A 15,494-nucleotide genomic window follows, 5' to 3' on the forward strand; every position below is an offset into this window, starting at 1 on the left:
TAAAATAATTGTAATGAACGGCGAAAAAATCCCCTTTAAAATGTTAAGCCAAGACCCCTACAGCACCTGGCTAGGCATCGAAATTTTAGAATCTGAACTCGGCAGATGCAAAGTTGGGATGACCATCCGCAAGGAAATGCTCAACAGCATGGGAAAAGCTCATGGAGGCATTAGTTATGCCTTGGCAGATACGGCCTTTGGGTTTGCTGCCAATACGCATGGTAAATATGCGGTGTCTATTGAAACCAGCATCAACCATATTGAAACTTTAAATGAAGGCGATTATATAACTGCGGAGTCAGTAATTGAGAAAGTAAAGAACAAGTTAGGTTTTAATATTATTGAAGTCAAACGCCAAGAGGAAGTGGTGGCTTTGTTTAAAGGCGTCGTATATAGGACAAACAAAGAATGGATAGAATAACCAATATTGTTTAATTTTATAAAAAAAATACTAACATTAAAAACAAAACAATATGAAATGGCAAGGTAGAAGACAAAGTGGGAATTTAGAAGACCGTCGCGGCATGAGCGGTAAAGGTAAATTGGCTGCTGGCGGTGGTATAATCGCCGTCGTAGTGGTATTATTACAAATGTTTGGAGGTGATACGGGACAAGTATTGGCACCAATTCTTGAAGGTGTAACACAATCACAATCCGTATCAGAAACCGGAGAGCAACGCGAGCTGACTGCAGAAGAGAAAGAACTCGGTGCTTTTATGAATGCTGTCATCGTAGACACTGAAGATATTTGGAGTCGAATTTTTAAAGAGAATAATTTAGGAGCTTACAAAGAGCCTAATGTAGTGTTGTTTACGGATGCTGTGAGAACTGGCTGTGGTACTGCAAGTGCAGCATCGGGACCTTTCTATTGTCCTGCCGACCAGAAAGTGTATATGGACTTGTCATTTTTTGATCAGTTAAGAACACGTTTTGGGGCAAAAGGTGGCGATTTTGCAATTGCATATGTTACTGCTCATGAAATTGGTCATCACATCCAAACCATTTTGGGAACTTCTCAAAAAGTAAGACAGTTACAACAACAAACAAATCAAGCGGGAGCTAATCAATTGTCAGTGGCACAAGAACTTCAAGCGGATTTTTACGCCGGAGTTTGGGCGCATCACAACAGAGATTATTTAGAAGAAGGTGACATTGATGAAGCATTGAGTGCAGCCAACGCTGTTGGTGATGATGCTATTCAAAAAAGAACCCAAGGCAGTGTAAAACCTGATAGTTTTACACACGGAACTTCAGAACAACGCAAGTATTGGTTTATGAAAGGTTATAAAACCGGCGATATCAAGCAAGGCGATACCTTCTCTGAAATCATGAATTAAAATTTAGAAACAATAATTCGAAATTGAAGTTTCAATTTTCAACTTCAATTTCGACTTCAATCTCATACATGGAAGCATACATTATAGACGGTATTAGAACACCAATTGGAAGTTATCAAGGCGCATTATCAACTATAAGAACAGATGATTTAGCGGCATTAGTGATAGAAGAACTCGTCAAACGGAATCCAAACATCCCAAAAGAAGCTTATGAAGATGTCATTTTAGGTTGTGCCAATCAAGCAGGAGAGGATAACCGAAACGTGGCAAGAATGGCATCGCTTTTGGCAGGTCTGCCAGTCACAGTTCCGGGTGAAACCGTTAACCGTTTGTGCAGTTCAGGACTTTCTGCGATTATTCATGCTAATCGCGCTATCAAAGCGGGCGACGGCGATGTATTTATTGCGGGTGGTGTTGAGCACATGACTCGAGGACCCTATGTCGTTGCGAAACCTTCAAGTGCGTTTGGTACGGATGCTAAAATGTACGATTCTAGTTTTGGATGGCGATTTATCAATCCGAAGATGCAAAAACTGTATGGCACCGATGGAATGGGTCAAACTGCTGAAAATTTGGTGGAACAATACACTATTTCGCGAGAAGACCAAGATAAGTTTGCCTTTTGGAGCCAGATGAAAGCTGCAAAAGCGCAAGAAAATGGTCGATTAGCAAAAGAAATTGTGACGGTCGAAATTCCGCAGCGCAAAAAGGATCCAATTCAGTTTTCAAAAGACGAATTTGTAAAGCCAAACACGTCAATGGACGTATTAGGAAAACTACGTGGCGCATTCAAAGCTGAAGGTGGCAGCGTGACCGCTGGAAATTCTTCAGGTTTAAATGATGGTGCAGCGGCAACAATCATCGCTTCAGAAACTGCTGTAAAAAAATACAATTTAAAACCATTAGCACGCATCGTAAGTTCTGCGGTAGTTGGTGTTGAGCCACGAATAATGGGTATTGGTCCTGTTGAAGCTTCTAATAAAGCCTTGGCGAAAGCCGGATTGACCATGGATGATATGGACATCATCGAGCTCAATGAAGCCTTTGCTGCACAAGCATTAGCCTGTACGCGAGCTTGGGGATTGGAAGATAATGATCCACGGTTGAACCCGAATGGCGGTTCCATCGCTATTGGTCATCCACTTGGTGTGACGGGAACCCGATTAGCGTATTCTGCAGCTCTAGAATTGCAAGAAACAGGAAAAAGATATGCGTTAATTACGATGTGTATTGGCGTTGGTCAAGGCTACGCCGCCATAATTGAAAACGCGAACTTGTAGAGTTTGAGTGCCTGTCTTGCCTCAAATGCGAAATATACACGGACTCCTATTTATCTAATAGAAATTGGTGAGTAATTCCGAGCACGGTCAGACATGATAGAACAAGTTGCTACATAAAAATTAGAGTACATAATTTAATAATAAGATATCCACTTTTGTGGGCATTACTATGAAGAAATTACAAAATTACGTCACAGGACAATGGATTGAAGGAAAAGGAGAAGGCGTTCCTATGTTTGACGCCATCACAGGAGAAGTCGTGGCGCTTTCTGATACAGAAGGATTAGATCTTGCTGAAATTTTACACTACGGACGCACCAAAGGCGGCGAAGTTTTGCGTAAAATGACTTTTCAGGAACGTGGTAATATGTTGAAAAGCCTTGCGCTATATCTCACCAAAAGGAAAGAAGCGTTTTACGAATTAAGTTACCGAACAGGTGCCACTAGAGTGGACAGCTGGATTGATATTGAAGGCGGGTTCGGAAACTTATTTGCCAATGCGTCGTTAAGAAAACTATTCCCAAATCAGTCGTATCATGTAGAAGGTGAACCTATCGATTTATCTCGTGGCGGACGCTTTATGGCACATCACATTATGGTGCCAAAACGTGGTGTCGCCATTCATATCAATGCATTTAACTTCCCAGTTTGGGGAATGTTAGAGAAATGTGCGACTAATTGGATGGCAGGTGTGCCAGCAGTAGTTAAACCTGCAACCAATGGTTCCTTCTTAACGGAAGCCGTAGTGCGTGAAATCATCGCCTCTGGAATCTTACCAGAAGGTGCTTTACAATTAATTACAGGCTCTGCAAGAGCAATTTTAGATACAGTCGAATCTCAAGATGTGGTCACCTTTACAGGTTCTGCGACTACCGGGCGACTTCTAAAATCCCATAAACGCATTATCGAAGAATCAGTGCCTTTCAATATGGAAGCCGATTCCTTAAATTGTTCTGTTTTAGGTGAAGACGCACTTCCGGGAACACGTGAATTCGATTTGTTTATCAAAGAAGTCCGTAACGAAATGACCGTTAAATGTGGACAGAAATGTACCGCTATTCGTCGTGTTATCGTTCCTGAAAACCTTGTGGAAGATGTTCAAATCGCTTTAGGAAAAGCCCTAGATAAAGTCACTATTGGAGATCCTAGATTGAAAGAAGTACGCATGGGCGCTTTAATCAGTAAAGATCAAGCCAATGAAGTAAGAGATCGCGTTCAGGAACTCGCTAAAACGGCTAGTATCGTTTATGGCGATTTAGATAAGATTGAAACCATAGGGGCTGATGCTAAAAAAGGCGCTTTCTTAAGTCCGATTTTACTTCGCGAAGATCATCCATTTAAAAATTTGGCAGTTCATGAAACGGAAGCTTTTGGTCCGGTAAGTACTATTATGCCTTATAAAAATTTAGATGAAGCCATTACTTTGGCCCAAATGGGGAAAGGTTCATTGGTGTCTTCCATCGCAACTTACGATGATAAAATCGCCAAAGACTATGTCATCAACGCAGCAAGTCACCACGGACGTATTTTGGTCATCAATCGTGAAATGGCCAAAGAAAGCACCGGTCACGGGTCGCCATTACCAAATTTGGTTCACGGTGGACCAGGTCGTGCAGGCGGTGGCGAAGAAATGGGCGGTGTGCGTGGCATCAAGCATTATTTGCAACGTACCGCAATCCAAGGTTCGCCAACAACCCTTACTGAAATCACTGGCATCTATCAAGCCAACGCAAAATATAAAGAAGCGGAACAGCATCCGTTCAAATACCATTGGGAAGACATTGAAGCAGGAATGTCTTTAAAAACCCATAAACGAACCCTGACGGATACAGACATTATCAATTTCGCAAACTTGACTTGGGACCATTTTTATGCCCATACCGATATCACGTCTCTAGACGGCAGTATTTTTGAAAAACGAACTGCTCACGGCTACTTTATCATTGCCGCCGCTGCAGGATTGTTCGTCTATCCTAACAAAGGTCCTGTGGCTGCTAATTACGGATTGGAGGACTGTCGTTTTCTTCGCCCATTGTATCATAATGACACCATTTATGTGCGTCTCACTTGTAAACAGAAAATTGACCGAGATGTCGCTTCAGCAGAACATCCTAGCGGAATCGTCAAATGGTTTGTTGAGGTTTTTGACAGTGCAGATGAATTGGTCGCCGTTGCCACAATTCTGACAATGGTTCAGAAAAAACAAGAGGTTTTTGTCGAAATGACGGACGACACTATCAAAAACTATCTATCAAAGTTGACGCCAGATCTGAAGCCGAAATGGGGCATCATGACGCCACAACATATGTTGGAGCATTTGGAATACACCTATAAAATTGCGGCCGGAGAAATTCAAGATTTTGAAGTAGCGACGCCAGAGAAAATTTTAGAGAAAGTTCACGCAAGTTTATATAACTACGAGAAATTTCCAAGGAATACCCATTTCCCAACACTCGAAAAAGGGAAGTTAAAAGATTTAATTCACCCAGATTTAGAGACAGCAAAACAGAAGTTTTTCGATCAAAGAGCAAAATATTTAGAGTTTTATAAAGAACATTCAGAAGCAAAATTAAAAAATTTGGTGTTTGGAGAATTGAATAAGTATGAGGCTTATTTGTTGGAACGAAAGCATTTGAATCATCACCTCGAACAGTTCGGATTGTTGTAGAAAGTCACTGCGCACTCGTTGCGCAGTCGCTCATTTTAAAGGTTAAATTATGATTTTAATAAGTCATCTTGATGTCCAGAGAATATTATACTTACATCTTAACGCACGAAAGAAATCATATCTTGTATGTTGGTGTAACAAATAATATGGCTAGGCGGATGAGTGAACATAAAGCAGCGACTTTTAAAACTCACGTTGGTCATTATAATATCAAGAAATTGGTCTACTATGAAACCCATACTGATATTAGACTAGCCATCAAAAGGGAGAAGACTATTAAAAAATGGAAACGAGAGTGGAAAATAAATATAATCACCCAGATGAATCCCGAATGGAACGATTTAAGTAACGGGTGGGATTTATCAAAATATTGAAAGAACTAAACGAATGCGCAACAGGTGCGCATTGACAAATTAAGAAGCATGACACAACCCTACGTAAAACAAACCATAGAAAACGAAGTCGCTTACATCGAATTTTTTCACCCAGCGCACAATTCACTGCCAGGAGATTTGTTGGCAGAATTAGCGGACACCATTACTGCCGCAGGCAAAAATGACGCTATTAAAGTACTCGTCCTTAAGAGTGGTGGCGAACGCACTTTTTGTGCAGGCGCAAGTTTTAAAGAATTAATAAATATCAATGATGAATCTACCGGGAAAGTATTCTTTTCAGGATTTGCTAACGTCATAAACGCGATGCGTAAATGCCCAAAATTCATAATTGGGCGTATTCAAGGCAAAACCGTTGGAGGCGGTGTCGGATTGGCATCAGCCACCGATTATTGCATGGCATCCAAATTTGCAGCTATTAAATTAAGCGAGCTCAATATCGGTATCGGACCATTTGTTGTTGGACCTGCTATTGAGCGTAAAATGGGCTTGAGCGCCATGTCGCAAATCGCTATTGACGCCAACACCTTTTATCCGGCCGATTGGGCAAAAGACAAAGGCCTTTTTACCCAAGTTTACGAGTCTACAGATGAGCTTGACGCTGAGGTAAAAGCAACGGCAGAGCACTTGTGCACCTACAATCCGGAGGCGATGGTCGAAATGAAAAAGGTATTCTGGAGTGGTACGGACGACTGGGATGATTTATTGGCGGAACGCGCAGCAATCAGCGGCCGTTTGGTCTTAAGCGAGTTCACCAAAGAAAAATTGAAAGGATTTAAATAATTAGCGAATTACGATTTGGACAATTCAATTTTCGAGAAATCCAAAAATCGATAATCAACAACCCGCCCGTCCCGAAAAGGCACGTTCGGGCGGGTCAACAATCAACAATCACCATGATTTACAGTTTCAAAGGCTACACGCCAGTCGTTCACGAAAGTAGTTTTGTACATCCACTCGCGGCCGTAACGGGCAATGTCATTATTGGCAAGCACTGTTATATCGGACCAGGAGCGGCAATTCGTGGCGATTGGGGTCAAATCATCTTGGAAGACGGCGTCAACGTTCAGGAAAATTGTACGGTGCATATGTTTCCAGGAAAATCCATCACCCTTAAAGAAAGCGCTCATGTGGGCCATGGCGCCATCATTCACGGCGCTAATTTGGGCAGGAATTGCCTCATCGGCATGAATGCCGTCATTATGGACGACGCTGAAATTGGTGATGAAAGTATCATTGGAGCCATGTCGTTTGTTAAGGCCGAAACCATTATTCCAAAGCGAAGTCTGGCAGTGGGGAATCCCGCAAAAGTGATTAAAGAAGTGAGTGATGAGATGATTGCTTGGAAAACTAAAGGCACACAATTATACCAGCAATTACCAGCGGATTGTCATGAAAGTTTAAGAGCCGTAGAACCTTTAAGAGAAGTTCCGGAGCATATGAAAATGCAGGAAGATGTTTATAAAACGCTTCGTGATTTTATGAAGTAATAAGAAACAAAATTTTATGAATTTAAAAAAACTTTAAGTTCAAAAATAAACGAACATGAGTAAAGAAAAAGGATTCCCACTTTCGTGGGAACTACGGATGCCCAAAATGGGCGAAAGCATTACAGAAGGCACCATCATCAATTGGCTCATCAACGAAGGTGATTCCTTTAAAGAAGGCGACATCATTTTGGAAGTAGCGACTGATAAAGTAGATAATGAAGTTCCAGCCCCAAAATCGGGAACCTTGGTGAAAACCCTTTTTAAAGCAAAAGACGTGGTGCCCGTAGGTGAAGTAATTGCTGTTTTAGAAGTGACCACATCTGAAAGTAAAAAGGTTGTCACGTCGAGCGCAGTCGAGACGCTTCCAAATAAGCAAAAAGCCCCACAACCAAGAGCAACAAAAACTTCTTCAACTTCAACTTCAATTTCAAGTTCCCCTTCGAGCACCTTCTTCTCGCCGTTAATCCAAAAAATAGCCAAAGAACAGCACATCAGTTTTGAAGAATTGGCGCGAATTCCAGCAACAGGACATGAAGGCCGATTGCGCAAAAGCGATGTCTTTAATTATATAGAAGACGGTCGACCTTACAAGTTTGCGCAGCCCGTAACCCAAGATCCAACGGCGTATCGTATTCCACAATTAAAATTTGATAAGGGCAAAGGGAAGATCATCGAAATGGACCGGATGCGTCAGATAATTGCAGATCATATGGTGTATTCGAAACATACATCGCCACACGTTACGGCCTATGTGGAAGCCGATATGACCAACATGGTCAATTGGAGAAATGCCAACAAAAAAGCTTTTGAAGAAAAATATGGCGAACGCCTAACATTTACGCCATTATTTTTGGAAGCCGTAGCGAAAGCGGTCAAAGATTTTCCAAACATTAATGCCTCTGTCGATGGAAATAACATCATCGTTAAAGAAGATATCAATATCGGGATGGCCACCGCATTGCCAAGTGGAAATTTAATTGTCCCCGTGGTGAAAAATGCGGATCAAAAGGATTTAAAAACATTAGCGCAAAATGTCAATGACATGGCGAATAAAGCCAGAGAAAATAAATTGGGCGGCGATGATATTAAAGGTAGCACCTTTACGATTTCCAACGTTGGAACGTTTGGAAGTGTGATGGGAACACCAATTATCAATCAGCCGGAAGTTGCCATTTTAGCGTTGGGAATCATCAAAAAACGCGCTGAAGTGATGGAAACAGAAACAGGTGATGAGATCGCCATCAGAAGTATGATGTATTTATCATTATCCTTTGACCATCGCGTTGTAGATGGTTTTTTAGGGGGAAGTTTTGTACGTCGCGTAGCCGATTATTTCGAGCAGTTTGATATCAATAGAAAAATATAATAATAAATAAGGCTTGACACATGCATCGTATTTTGTCAAATCCTAAATTTTGCGTTAGGGATTGCAGTGAAAAGCCCGGAGCTTGCGAGGACTTGTAACGAAAAGCCCGCCCGAACGCCCAAAACATAACACATGTCAGTAACTAAAGCTATTTTAAAAAAAGCATTTTCAACCCTTTGTACCGCCAAGGCCATGGCCGAATTGTACGAAGCTAATTTTAAGCAGGTTTCTAAATACGTCCATGCCACCTCTAGAGGTCATGAGGCCATTCAAATTGCTGTGGGCATGCAATTAGTGCCACAGGATTATGCGTTTCCGTACTACCGAGATGATGCCATGTTGCTGTCTTTCGGATTACAGCCGCATGATTTATTGTTGCAATTACTTGCAAAAAAAGATGATCCGTTTTCTGGAGGACGCACCTACTATGCGCATCCAAGTTTAAAGGATTTTGACAAACCTAAAATCCCGCACCAATCTTCCGCAACGGGGATGCAGGCTATTCCTGCAACGGGTGTCGCGATGGGGATGCAATATAAAGAGTTGCAAAACATAGAAGATTACGCGGCAAAACTATCGCCATTTTCAGAGTCGAGAAACCTTAAACCGATTACCGTTTGTAGTCTCGGGGATGCGTCCGTAACTGAAGGTGAGGTTGCGGAAGCGTTTCAAATGGCGGTTTTAAAAAAGTTGCCAATCCTGTATTTGGTACAAGATAATGGTTGGGATATTTCAGCCAACGCAGCAGAAACGAGAGCTCAAGACGCCTATGAGTACGCCAAAGGGTTTAATGGTTTAGAAGCCATAACAATTGACGGCGCCAACTTTATAGAAAGTTATGAAGCACTTGAAAAAGTCATCAAAACTATTCGCGAAGAACGCCGACCGTTTTTAGTACATGCTAAAGTTCCTTTATTAAACCATCACACGTCTGGCGTGCGCATGGAATGGTATCGTGATGATTTGGAAGAGGCTAGAACGCGTGATCCTTACCCTGTACTTAAACAACAATTACGAGATGCCGGAATTACGGCAGACGATATTTTAGATATTGAAAATAGTACGAAGACCAAGGTTCAGCAAGATTTTGAAAAAGCGCTAACCGCTGAAGATCCAAAACCTGAAGATTTATTTACCAACGATTTTGCGCCAACGCCAATTACAGAAGAAGCAGGGGAGCGATCTCCACAAGGCTCGGAAAAAGTGGTGATGGTCGATTGTGCCTTGTTTGCCGTAGAAGAATTGATGCGAAAGCACAAAGAGTGTTTGCTTTACGGCCAGGATGTTGGAGGTAGATTAGGTGGTGTGTTTCGAGAAGCAGCTACTTTAGCTCAAAAGTTTGGAGACGATCGTGTTTTTAACACGCCAATTCAGGAAGCATTTATTGTCGGATCAACCGTCGGGATGAGTGCTGTGGGATTAAAACCAATCGTTGAGGTGCAGTTTGCGGATTATATCTGGCCTGGCTTGAATCAATTGTTTACAGAGGTCAGCAGAAGTTGTTATTTGTCCAACGGGAAATGGCCGGTCAGCATGATATTGCGTGTGCCAATTGGCGCTTATGGTAGCGGCGGACCTTATCATTCATCATCCGTAGAAAGCATTGTGACTAACATTAGGGGCATCAAAATTGCCTATCCAAGTAATGGTGCCGATTTGAAAGGGTTGATGAAAGCCGCCTATTACGATCCAAACCCTGTGGTCATTTTAGAACATAAAGGACTGTATTGGAGTAAAGTGCTAGGAACAAAAGGTGCCACTTCTGTAGAGCCAGCGGAAGATTATGTATTGCCATTTGGGAAAGCGTGGGTACTTCAGGAAATCTGGAAACAGGAAAATATTGAAACCTTAACCATTGTTACTTACGGAATGGGCGTGCATTGGGCCATGAATGCATCAGAAGCCTTAGGTATGAAAGATCAAATTGAAGTGATCGATTTGCGGACGTTATTTCCTTTGGATGAAAATACGGTGATGACATCTGTTAAGAAAACAGGCAAATGTCTTGTGGTCACTGAAGAACCTTCAAATAATAGTTTTGCGAGAGCATTAGCTGGGAAAATTCAAGAGGAATGTTTTAAATATTTAGATGCGCCAGTAATGACCATCGGAAGTGAGAATATGCCAGCGATTCCGTTGAATTCTACCTTGGAAGAAACGATGATTCCATCAACTGAAAAAGTGATGGTGAAAATAAATGAGCTACTAAATTATTGATTACAGGCAGTATTATTAGTTGTAATAGATTACTTTGCACCTTATACTAAAACCAATATTTATGAAAAAAGTAATGTTTATGTCAGCAATGGCACTATTTTTATCAGTGTCATTAACTTCTTGTAGAGAAACAGAAGAGAAAGATGTTCGTACAGAAAGCGAACGTATTATTGATGACATGAAGGCTGAAGGTGCCGAGATAAAAGTGAAAGAAGATGATGGTGATACAAAGATAAAAATGGAAACTGACGACAAAAAAGTCAAAATTAAAGAAGATGACGGCGATGTTAAAGTTAAAGTCAAAACGGATAATGACGATAACTAATTAAAATTTAAAATTGAAAAAGCGACTCCTGGGAGTCGCTTTTTTTATAGCTTATATTCTGAAAGCGGTTTCGTAAACTTCTCCGGGTCTGCCGCTAAATGATATCTTGGATCATCAATGTCATCAATAATGACCTCCATGAATTTCGGACTGGCCTTATGTAGTAACACCTTACTGTCTTCACTCAAATGTTTTAAACGGATGGTTTTTCCTTCTGCTTCGTATTTGTTCACCAAATTAAATATCGCTTCAATAGCCGAATGATCACTAACGCGCGACTCCACAAAATCTATTTCTACATGCTGAGGATCGGTCTTAATATCAAATTTTGTATTGAAATTCTGAACAGATCCAAAAAATAAGGGACCCCATATTTCGTAAACTTTTGTTCCGTCTTCTTTAACCCGTTTACGAGCTCTAATCATGGTCGCACTTTTCCAGGCAAACACCAACGCCGATAGTATCACACCAATAAATACGGCTATAGCCAGATCTAAAATTACGGTCACGGCAGATACCACTACCAATACCACCGCATCAGCTACCGGTATTTTTCGCATAATCCTGAAACTCGACCATGCAAAAGTTTCAATCACCATCATGAACATCACTCCAACTAAGGCAGCAATAGGCACTTGTTCAATGTATTGTGCGGTAAATAAAATAAAAGTCAATAAGGTTAACGCCATCGCGATTCCTGATAAACGTCCCCGGCCACCAGCATTGATGTTAATAACCGTTTGGCCAATCATGCCACAACCACCAGTGCCACCAAATAATCCGCTCACCATATTTCCAGCACCTTGCGCTACACATTCTCTATTGCCGTCACCTCTGGTTTCCGTAAGTTCATCCACAAGGTTCATGGTCATTAAAGATTCTATAAGTCCTACGGATGCCGCTAAAAAGGCATAAGGTAGGATAAACATTAGGGTGTCAACATTAATAGGTAAGTTGTTCCATAGTTCAGTGTTTGGTGTCGGGAATTCACCTTTTAAACCGTCGCCACCGCCTTCAATTATATAGGAGCCCACCGTACTGACATCCAGTCCGCCAAACACTACAATGCCTGTGGTAATAAGAATTGCGACTAGTGCTGCAGGGATTTTTGTGGTGAGTTTAGGCAGTAACCAAATAATCCCCATGGTGAGTCCTACTAACCCTAGCATCACATATAATTCTGTGCCTTGCATAGGGATGTTGATATATTTCTTCAACCCATCAGCGCCATTTTCGAGTTCTTTATGAGAAAACATACGCACTTGTGCGAGAAAAATAACGATGGCCAATCCGTTAACAAATCCCATCATTACGGAATGCGGAATCAATCTTACAAAACGTCCTAATTTAAGTACACCAGCACTAATTTGAATGATTCCCATTAAGATAACTGCGGCCAATAAATAGAAGTAGCCCATATTGTCAATGGGTGTGTCGAATAACATGCCTTTGGCGTGACCTTCTGAAATAAGATTCACAAAGATAACTGCTACGGCACCGGCTGCCCCAGAAATCAGCCCTGGACGACCACCAAAAAGCGCGGTTATCAGGCCCACCATAAACGCACCGGATAAGGCCACTAAGGGATCAATTTGCGCAACAAAGGCAAAAGCGACCACTTCTGGGATCATCGCCAAGGATACGGTGACTCCTGCTAGAATATCATTTTTGGGATTTTGGGTAAAATTTTGTCTGGTGGTTTTGCTAAAAATCATAATTTTTGCCATTGAAAAGGTGCAAATATAAGGTTTTTGAACCGAAGCAAAGTTTTGAGAATCCCCTTAAAATAAAAAAAAAGCATCAGGACGAATGTCTGATGCTTTACTTGTAATTGTATTGATTTACTTTTACTTATCCATTCCTGGAGGATATTTCTCCATGATTTTGGCTACAAATTCGTTGATGCGTTCTTCCTTTTTATCCATTTTTTGGGAGAGGTAACCGATGCCCATTCCTTGCCAAACTAATTCCTTCTTTTTAGCGTCAATAAAGTCTACAAATAATGTGCCTTCTGTGGAGGTGGAAACTGAGTTATATCCTGAATTCCAATAATAAGGACTCCATCCCCAACCGTATCCGTAAGGGCCATAACCATAATTGTTATTATAAACGTTTACTTTTTCTCTTGATTTGGTGAAAATACTCACTAACATGTCTGGGTTTTCAGATTTCGTAAATCCTTTTGCCATCAATTCAGATTCGATCGCTCTTAAGATACGACGTTTATCAAGATCACTAATTTCAGCCTTGTCAATACCGGTTTTGAAGAACGCGAAGGTTTTGAATTGGTTAAAATCGGCATTCTTGTCAAAATCCGAGGCCACTTTTACAGAGCTGCAGGAGGCCATTAATACAAACAGCATCAAAACGGGAACTACTTTAAATATTCTATTCATTGCATTTTTATTTAGGTTCATAATGAGTTCAATAAATCAACGTCTACGAGGTTTGGAAGGGTCACCTTTAAATTAGGTTCCGCCTCCATAGCACGTTTAATAGCAAAAATAGCTTCTTCATTCCTGGCCCAACTACGTCTGGAAATTCCGTTGTTGACATCCCAAAATAGCATAGATTTTAAGCGTCTTTCCGCTTCTTTACTTCCATCAAGAACCATACCAAATCCGCCATTAATAACTTCGCCCCAACCAACGCCACCGCCGTTATGAATACTTACCCAGGTAGCGCCTCTAAAGCTGTCGCCAATCACATTTTGAATGGCCATATCCGCAGTAAAACGGGAGCCATCGTAAATGTTTGAGGTTTCTCTGTAAGGAGAATCAGTGCCAGATACATCGTGATGATCACGTCCTAAAACCACAAGGCCAATTTCTCCTCTCGCAATGGCATCATTAAAAGCTTGTGCAATTTTGGTGCGCCCTTCTGCATCTGCATATAAAATTCTAGCTTGAGAGCCAACCACCAATTTATTTTCTTGTGCACCTCTGATCCATTGAATATTATCTGTCATTTGCTGCTGAATTTCTTCAGGCGAATGCTTTTTGATAGTTTCTAAAACAGCACAGGCAATTTGATCGGTTTTTGCGAGATCCTCAGGTTTTCCGGAAGTACACACCCATCTGAAAGGTCCGAAACCATAATCAAAACACATCGGTCCCATAATATCCTGTACATAACTCGGGTATTTAAACTCCCGACCTAAAGTTGGGTTATCAGACATTACATCAGCTCCCGCACGGGATGCTTCCAGTAAAAATGCATTACCATAATCGAAGAAATACGTGCCCTTAGCCGTATGTTTATTAATAGCATCGGCATGTCTGCGCAAGGTTTCCTGTACTTTTTCCTTAAATAAATCCGGAGTGTTAGCCATCATTTCATTTGCCGCTTCAAAGGAAATGTCTGCAGGATAATAACCTCCAGCCCACGGATTGTGAAGCGAGGTCTGATCACTTCCCAAATCAATATGGACATTGGCCTGATCAAACTTTTCCCAGACGTCTACAATATTACCTAAGTAGGCAATGGATACCGTTTCCTTATCGGTTTTCGCTTTTTTGACGCGTAATACCAATTCGTCCAAATCGGAAATTTTTTCGTCAATCCAACCTTGGTCCAGTCGTACTTGGGTAATTTTCGGATTCACTTCAGCACACACCGTAATACAACCGGCTATGGTGCCTGCTTTCGGTTGAGCTCCTGACATGCCTCCTAAGCCTGAAGTGACAAATAAATTACCCTTAGGTGATTTGTTTATCTTTCTAAATCCGTTCAAAACAGTAATGGTGGTGCCGTGTACGATGCCTTGTGGGCCGATATACATATAACTTCCGGCGGTCATTTGCCCGTATTGGGTAACGCCCAAAGCGTTGAATTTTTCCCAATCGTCAGGCATGGAATAATTAGGAATCATCATCCCATTGGTCACCACAACTCTTGGCGCTTCCTTATGGCTTGGGAATAATCCCATTGGGTGTCCTGAGTACATCGTCAGCGTTTGTTCATCCGTCATTTCAGCCAGATATTTCATGGTCAATCGGTATTGTGCCCAATTAGAAAACACAGCGCCATTCCCGCCATAGGTGATTAATTCATGTGGATGTTGGGCCACGGCATAGTCGAGATTGTTCTGAATCATGAGCATGATGGCTGCGGCCTGTTGAGATTTGGCTGGATATTCCTCAAGCGGTCGGGCGTACATTTTGTAATCCGGACGAAGGCGGTACATATAAATTCTACCGTAGGTCTCTAATTCATGTTTAAAATCAGGAAGCAGTTCGGCATGATGTTTTGGCTCAAAATAACGCAAGGCATTTTGTAAGGCCAGTTTCTTTTCTTCATCAGATAAAATGTCTTTTCGTTTTGGCGCATGATTGATGGTTTCATCATACGGTTTCACGGGCGGTAAGACACTTGGGATACCTTCTAAAATTTGATCTTTAAAAGAAATGGAGGTTATTT

General features: G+C 41.5%; 13 protein-coding genes. 10 read left to right on the forward strand and 3 right to left on the reverse strand.

Annotated features, from left to right (window positions below; all coding sequences use genetic code 11):
- Positions 1-13: 13 nt before the first annotated feature.
- The 10 genes from ES711_RS13055 (at position 14) to ES711_RS13100 (ending at position 11,075) form a co-directional block, all read left to right on the forward strand.
- Positions 14-421, forward strand: coding sequence for a PaaI family thioesterase (locus ES711_RS13055; RefSeq protein WP_146893743.1), 408 nt, complete (start codon positions 14-16; stop codon positions 419-421).
- Positions 422-473: 52 nt separating this feature from the next.
- Complete coding sequence (ypfJ, locus tag ES711_RS13060; RefSeq protein WP_146893744.1) at positions 474-1,337, forward strand: KPN_02809 family neutral zinc metallopeptidase; 864 nt, start codon at positions 474-476, stop codon at positions 1,335-1,337.
- 68 nt (positions 1,338-1,405) lie between these two features.
- Complete coding sequence (gene pcaF / locus ES711_RS13065) at positions 1,406-2,617, forward strand: 3-oxoadipyl-CoA thiolase (protein WP_146893745.1); 1,212 nt, start codon at positions 1,406-1,408, stop codon at positions 2,615-2,617.
- A 169-nt stretch (positions 2,618-2,786) separates the two neighbouring features.
- Complete coding sequence (gene paaZ, locus ES711_RS13070; RefSeq protein ID WP_146893746.1) at positions 2,787-5,285, forward strand: phenylacetic acid degradation bifunctional protein PaaZ; 2,499 nt, start codon at positions 2,787-2,789, stop codon at positions 5,283-5,285.
- Positions 5,286-5,356: 71 nt separating this feature from the next.
- The gene (locus ES711_RS13075) at positions 5,357-5,659 is read left to right on the forward strand and encodes a GIY-YIG nuclease family protein (protein WP_146893747.1); all 303 of its coding nucleotides are present in this window, start codon (positions 5,357-5,359) and stop codon (positions 5,657-5,659) included.
- A gap of 48 nt (positions 5,660-5,707) precedes the next feature.
- A complete protein-coding gene (locus ES711_RS13080) occupies positions 5,708-6,460 on the forward strand; it encodes an enoyl-CoA hydratase/isomerase family protein (RefSeq protein WP_146893748.1) in 753 nt (250 codons plus the stop codon).
- A 113-nt stretch (positions 6,461-6,573) separates the two neighbouring features.
- The gene (locus ES711_RS13085; RefSeq protein WP_146893749.1) at positions 6,574-7,167 is read left to right on the forward strand and encodes an acyltransferase; all 594 of its coding nucleotides are present in this window, start codon (positions 6,574-6,576) and stop codon (positions 7,165-7,167) included.
- A gap of 55 nt (positions 7,168-7,222) precedes the next feature.
- A complete protein-coding gene (locus ES711_RS13090) occupies positions 7,223-8,533 on the forward strand; it encodes a dihydrolipoamide acetyltransferase family protein (protein WP_146893750.1) in 1,311 nt (436 codons plus the stop codon).
- 132 nt (positions 8,534-8,665) lie between these two features.
- Complete coding sequence (locus ES711_RS13095) at positions 8,666-10,750, forward strand: alpha-ketoacid dehydrogenase subunit alpha/beta (protein ID WP_146893751.1); 2,085 nt, start codon at positions 8,666-8,668, stop codon at positions 10,748-10,750.
- A gap of 61 nt (positions 10,751-10,811) precedes the next feature.
- Positions 10,812-11,075, forward strand: a complete 264-nt coding sequence (locus ES711_RS13100) for a DUF4097 family beta strand repeat-containing protein (RefSeq protein WP_146893752.1) — start codon at positions 10,812-10,814, stop codon at positions 11,073-11,075.
- Between the two features lie 44 nt (positions 11,076-11,119).
- On the opposite strand, the gene ES711_RS13105 is transcribed toward ES711_RS13100, so the two are convergent.
- From ES711_RS13105 to ES711_RS13115, 3 genes are all read right to left on the reverse strand, one after another.
- On the reverse strand, positions 11,120-12,802 hold the full coding sequence (locus tag ES711_RS13105) for a SulP family inorganic anion transporter (RefSeq protein ID WP_246139191.1): 1,683 nt from the start codon (positions 12,800-12,802) through the stop codon (positions 11,120-11,122).
- Between the two features lie 120 nt (positions 12,803-12,922).
- Positions 12,923-13,471 (reverse strand): DUF4136 domain-containing protein, encoded by a 549-nt coding sequence (locus ES711_RS13110; RefSeq protein ID WP_146893753.1) that lies wholly within the window; start codon positions 13,469-13,471, stop codon positions 12,923-12,925.
- 17 nt (positions 13,472-13,488) lie between these two features.
- A complete protein-coding gene (locus ES711_RS13115) occupies positions 13,489-15,483 on the reverse strand; it encodes a urocanate hydratase (RefSeq protein ID WP_146893783.1) in 1,995 nt (664 codons plus the stop codon).
- Positions 15,484-15,494: the final 11 nt, after the last annotated feature.

Origin of the sequence: Gelidibacter salicanalis (assembly GCF_007997285.1) — a bacterium.
In the GTDB taxonomy this organism is placed as follows: domain Bacteria; phylum Bacteroidota; class Bacteroidia; order Flavobacteriales; family Flavobacteriaceae; genus Gelidibacter; species Gelidibacter salicanalis.